The sequence below is a fragment of the Olsenella uli genome, assembly GCF_901212655.1.
In the GTDB taxonomy this organism is placed as follows: Bacteria; Actinomycetota; Coriobacteriia; order Coriobacteriales; family Atopobiaceae; genus Parolsenella; species Parolsenella uli_A.
In genome coordinates this window covers 4,159-9,250 of sequence record NZ_CAAKON010000054.1, presented here as the reverse complement: position 1 = coordinate 9,250, position 5,092 = coordinate 4,159, and the positions used below count along the sequence as shown (strand labels likewise).

Genomic DNA, 5,092 nt, shown 5'->3' with positions numbered 1-5,092 from the left:
CCAGGTCTCCGTGACCCTGCGCATCCCCGATACCCTGCGTGACGCTGCGAAGGAAGAGGCGGCCCTCCGGGGTATGAGCTTCTCCGCCTTCGTGCGCACGTGCATGATCGAAGAGCTCGCGAAGAAGGGGGCGTGAGCATGATCCGGGTCAAGACTCTCACCGTCCAGCTCATAGACGCGCAGCCGGACCGCATCCGCATCTGTCGCATCGACGGCGAGTCGCTTGTGACCGTCGTCATTCCGAGGGAAGACCTCGCCGAGGCGAAGTCGCTGCCGAACATCCCACAGCGCGGCGTCTACTACCTGCTCGACGAGGACCACGGCAACGTGAGCCGCGTCTACGCGGGGCAGACGACCCAGGGCATCGCCCGGCTCGACGCGCACAAGGCGAAGAAGGAGTTCTGGAACAAGGCCGTTATGTTTCTCGATGACGACCAGAACATCAGCAGGGACGCACTGGACGTTCTCGAGGCGAAGGCCATCGACTACGTGCGTACCCACGGCTCGTACGAGACCGACAACTCGGCGACGCCCAAGCCCTACGTCGACCCGTACAAGGAAGAGGCCGTCGAACGCCTGCACGATAGGATCCTCTTCAGGATGGCAGCTCTGGGGTACGACCTCGACAGAGTCGACCAGGGTCCGGCAGGTGCGCCGGCGGTCTTCCACACGAAGAAGAACGGCATACGCAGGGCGGGGCACTACAACAAGGCCACCGGGCACTTCACCGTGCTCGCTGGCTCGAAAGTGAACCTCTCGAGACCCGTGCTGAAAAACGCGGCCGTCGCGGCCGCTCGCAGGGAGATCTTCGGCGATTCGGACGGTATCGCAGAGCTCGCCGACGATCTCGAGTTTCCGACGCCCAGCGCCGCGGCAGTGTTCGTGCTCGGCGGCAGCCAGAACGGCTGGACCGAATGGGTAAGCGACGACGGAAAAACACTCAACCAAGTGTATCGAAGCGAGGGAAACTAGATGAACAAGCAGCAATTGGCATCAAAGATATGGGAATCCGCCAACAAGATGCGCTCGAAAATCGAGGCAAATGAATACAAGGATTACATCCTGGGCTTCATCTTCTACAAGTTTCTCTCCGAAACCGAAGTCGCTCGCCTGAAGGCGCGCGACTTCGCCGAGGAGGATTTGCCGAGCCTCGTGGAAGACGACGAAGAAACGGTCGAGTTCGTCAAGGGCGAGTGCGGCTACTTCATCGCCTACGAGAACCTCTTCTCCACCTGGGTCGCCAAGGGCGGCGACTTCGAGATTTCGAACGTGCGCGACGCGCTCAACGCGTTTAGCCGCAATATCGACCCGGCGCGCAAACGCGTTTTCGACGGCATCTTCGACACGCTGCGGACCGGTCTCTCCAAGCTAGGAACCGATGCGCGCAGCCAGTCCAAGGCAGCCCGCGACCTCATCTACCTCATCAAGGATATCCCGATGGACGGTCGCCAGGACTACGATGTGCTCGGCTTCATCTACGAGTACCTTATCAGCAACTTCGCCGCCAACGCTGGCAAGAAAGCGGGAGAGTTCTACACGCCGCACGAGGTGTCCATGCTCATGAGCGAGATAGTCTCGTGGCACCTGGCCGGACGCGAGAACATCACCATCTACGACCCCACGAGCGGCTCGGGCTCGCTGCTTATCAATATCGGCAAGGCCGTGGCACGACGCAACGGCGACCCGGACTCCATCAAGTATTATGCGCAGGAGCTCAAGGAAAACACCTACAACCTCACGCGTATGAATCTGGTCATGCGCGGAATTCTTCCCGACAACATCGTGGCACGCAATGGCGACACGCTCGAGGACGACTGGCCCTGGTTCGACACCGTCGAGAACAAGGATGAGACCTACGACCCGCTGTTCGTCGATGCCGTGGTGTCGAACCCGCCGTACTCCCAGAACTGGGATTCGGAAGACAAGGAGCTCGATCCGCGCTTCAAGTTCGGCGTGGCGCCGAAGTCCAAAGCCGACTATGCCTTTTTGCTGCACGACCTATACCACCTGCGCCCCGACGGCATCATGTGCATCGTCCTGCCCCACGGCGTGCTGTTCCGCGGCGGCGAGGAGGGCGCCATTCGCAAGAACCTGGTGGAGAACCGCCATATTCAGGCAATCATCGGACTTCCTGCCAATATCTTCTTCGGCACGGGCATCCCCACCATCGTCATGGTGCTGCGCAAGCAGCGCGAGACGAGCGACGTCTTGGTGGTGGACGCCTCCAAGCACTTCGTGAAAGAGGGCAAGAACAACAAGCTGAGGGCAAGTGACATCAAGCGTATCGTTGACGCAGTGACAACGAACGCGACCGTCGACAAGTTCAGCCGCCTGGTTCCCATCGACGAGATTCGTGCCAACGACTATAACCTCAACATCCCGCGCTACGTGGACTCGAGCGCGGCCGCCGAAAGCTGGGACGTGTACGCCACCATGTTCGGCGGCGTGCCGAAGGCCGAGGTCGACGCGCTCGAACGCTACTGGAAAGTATGGCCGAGCCTCAAAGGGCAACTCTACCGCGACGCCGATGGTTCGTGTCTTGCGCCCGCGACCGACGACATTGCGCATGTAGCGAAGGAAAACGCCGACGTCCGCGCCTTCTTGGGCGGCTATCGGGATGCGACAAGCCATTTACCGGCCACGCTGCGAAGCCGTTTGGTGGACGCTGCCGCTGAAGTCGATACCGTGGCGGAGGAAGAGGCCATCGCGGCGCTTTTGAAAGACGCGCTGGCGAGCACAGCCCTGATCGACGGCTACGACGCCTACCAGGCGCTCGACGATGCCTGGGTGGGAATCTCCGGCGACCTGGAGGTCATCCAGACCGAGGGGAAAGGCGCTGTGCGCAAGGTGGACCCGAATATGGTGGTCAAGAAGAAGAACGGCAAAGACGTCGAGGTGCAGGACGGCTGGGCTGGCCGCATCCTGCCGTTTGCGCTTGTGCAAGAGCAACTGCTTGCCGAAGACGTCAAGGAGATCACTTCCCGTGATTCCCGCCTAAGCGAGATATCGCAGGAGATAGACGAGATTCTCGAAAGCTTCGACGAGGAGGACAAGGGATCCTCTGCTGCTGTCAACGACGAAGGTTCGTTTGTGGCGGCTGAGCTCAAGAAGGCTGTGAAGGCTATCGGAAAGCGCCCTGAAAACGATTTCGAGCAAGGTCTGGTTCGTGCGCAGGCGCTGCTCGATGAGGAGAAAAGCCTCAAGAAGGAGAACAAGGAAGCGAGAATGGCCCTTGAGGAGACGACCAAGGAGGTCATCGAGGGTCTGACCGACGACCAGTGCGACGATCTGCTGGCCGCCAAGTGGATAGAGCCGCTGCAGGCCGAGCTTCTGGCCCTTCCCGAAACCGTTGTGAGCGACTTCATCGCGAAGGTAGCTGCGCTTAACGCCAAATACGCGACAACTTACTCGGACGTGTGCAACCAGATAGATGATGCAGAAAGCCAGCTGGCAGACATGTTGGGGCAGCTTACGGGCAGTGAGTACGACATGGCGGGCATTGCCGAGCTGCGCAAGCTGTTGGGTGGTGAGTAGCATGGCAGAGAAACAAAATACCCCAGAAATCCGCTTCAAGGGATTCACTGACCCTTGGGAACAGCGTAAGTTGGGAGAACTGCTTCTTTTCCAAAATGGTTTTAATGGCTCCAGCGAGTCATTTGGAAGCGGGATTCCGCTTATCAGTGTCATGGATGTTCTTGATGATGAATTCATTACGCACGAGACAGTAAGGGGCAAAGCTCGCCTGAATTGCGAAGAAGCTAGCCGCTATTGTGTTGAGTACGGTGATGTACTGTTTCAGCGCAGCTCGGAAAATCAGGAGGATGCCGGAACGTCGAACGTGTATCTTGACCAGCATGTTTCATCCGCTTTCGGAGGATTCGTGATAAGAGGCAAAATAGTCGGTGAGTTTAACCCTATTTTCATTAAATATCTTCTTGGCTCCTCTTTTATTCGCGAGCAAATTACTCACAGAGCTCAGGGTGCTCAACATATCAATGTGTCGCAGGATACCCTAGCCGATGTTGTTCTCTTGATGCCCTCCATGCGCGAACAGGAGGCTGTCGGATTGGTTTTCCTGCATCTCGATAACCTCATCACCCTTCATCAGCGTGAGCCACGGTTTGCTGGTACAGGCTAAATAAGAGTCGAAAGCGCCCTCATGACAATGTCAATGTCCTTATTCTCGAGCTCTTGAATGACGTGCAGATAGGTTTCCTGAGTGGTGGTCATGCTTGCATGGCCGAGCCTTCGGGATACGCTGGCGATGGAGACACCTGCAAACAGCAGAAGTGATGCATGCGTATGCCGCAGCCCGTGGACGGATATGATGGGCACGCCAATATTCTTGCAGTGGCGCGCTAAAACGCTGTTAGCCGTCGAGTTATAGACCTTTCCCTTCACAAATATAGGCTCAGTCGGCGAAAGGTCTTTGAGCAGTCCAGAAAGTTGCATGATGAGTTGCCAGTCGAGTTGAACCTTCCGCACCGATGAGGCGTTTTTCGTGGGGACGAATCCGCCGCCGTTCTTGTAATCCCAGGTCTTGTTCACCGAGAGTGTTTGATGGGCGAAGTCGAAGTCTTCGGGAGTAAGTCCAAGGGCTTCGGAGAAGCGCAGGCCCGTTTTAGCGACTATGAGAATAAGCCAATCCCAACTTGGCCCACCCGATAAGTCGAGGTCACCGAGCATGGCATGAAGCTCAAACTGGTTGAGATACTTGATCTTTTTCGCACGCGGCTGTTTTCCTTTGATGATGGCCTTGCGCGTAGGGTCGCGGGGAATGAGTCCTTCGTCAACTGCGTCAAGGATCGCCCCTTTAAGCTGATGGTGAAAGTCCATGGTTGTCTGCCGCTCATGATGCTCTGCGTAAGCATTGATGAGCTGCTGGTACGAGGTCCGGTCGAGATCTTTTATCTTGAGGTCTGGAATCAGCTTGGCGAGCCAAGACTGCGTGAGCCGATACTTTCCCATGGTGACCTCACGGATGGCTCCTTCTTTGTAGACGCTAATCCATTGAGAGTAGTAATCGCAGAAAAGCGATTCTCCATTGATAACGATTGGCATTTTTACCCACTTTCATCGTGTGAGGTGGCTC

5 protein-coding genes are annotated in these 5,092 nt (G+C 57.1%); 4 read left to right on the top strand and 1 reads right to left on the bottom strand.

Annotation, left to right across the window (positions count from 1 at the left end; translation table 11 throughout):
• The first annotated feature begins 10 nt into the window (after window positions 1-10).
• The 4 genes from EFAMC2_RS10475 to EFAMC2_RS10190 are packed head-to-tail and all read left to right on the top strand — an operon-like array spanning window position 11 to window position 4,138.
• Window positions 11-136, top strand: a complete 126-nt coding sequence (locus EFAMC2_RS10475) for a YlcI/YnfO family protein (protein WP_315985360.1) — start codon at window positions 11-13, stop codon at window positions 134-136.
• 2 nt (window positions 137-138) lie between these two features.
• Window positions 139-972 (top strand): GIY-YIG nuclease family protein, encoded by an 834-nt coding sequence (locus tag EFAMC2_RS10200; protein WP_154029071.1) that lies wholly within the window; start codon window positions 139-141, stop codon window positions 970-972.
• Window positions 973-3,534: a type I restriction-modification system subunit M gene (locus tag EFAMC2_RS10195; RefSeq protein WP_154029070.1), complete on the top strand. Its 2,562-nt coding sequence runs from the start codon at window positions 973-975 to the stop codon at window positions 3,532-3,534.
• Between the two features lies 1 nt (window position 3,535).
• Window positions 3,536-4,138, top strand: coding sequence for a hypothetical protein (locus EFAMC2_RS10190; RefSeq protein WP_154029069.1), 603 nt, complete (start codon window positions 3,536-3,538; stop codon window positions 4,136-4,138).
• Here the strand turns inward: EFAMC2_RS10190 and EFAMC2_RS10185 are convergent.
• Window positions 4,135-5,061, bottom strand: a complete 927-nt coding sequence (locus EFAMC2_RS10185) for a site-specific integrase (RefSeq protein ID WP_154029068.1) — start codon at window positions 5,059-5,061, stop codon at window positions 4,135-4,137. The two genes, EFAMC2_RS10190 and EFAMC2_RS10185, sit on opposite strands and share 4 nt — an antisense overlap.
• Between the last annotated feature and the right edge of the window lie 31 nt (window positions 5,062-5,092).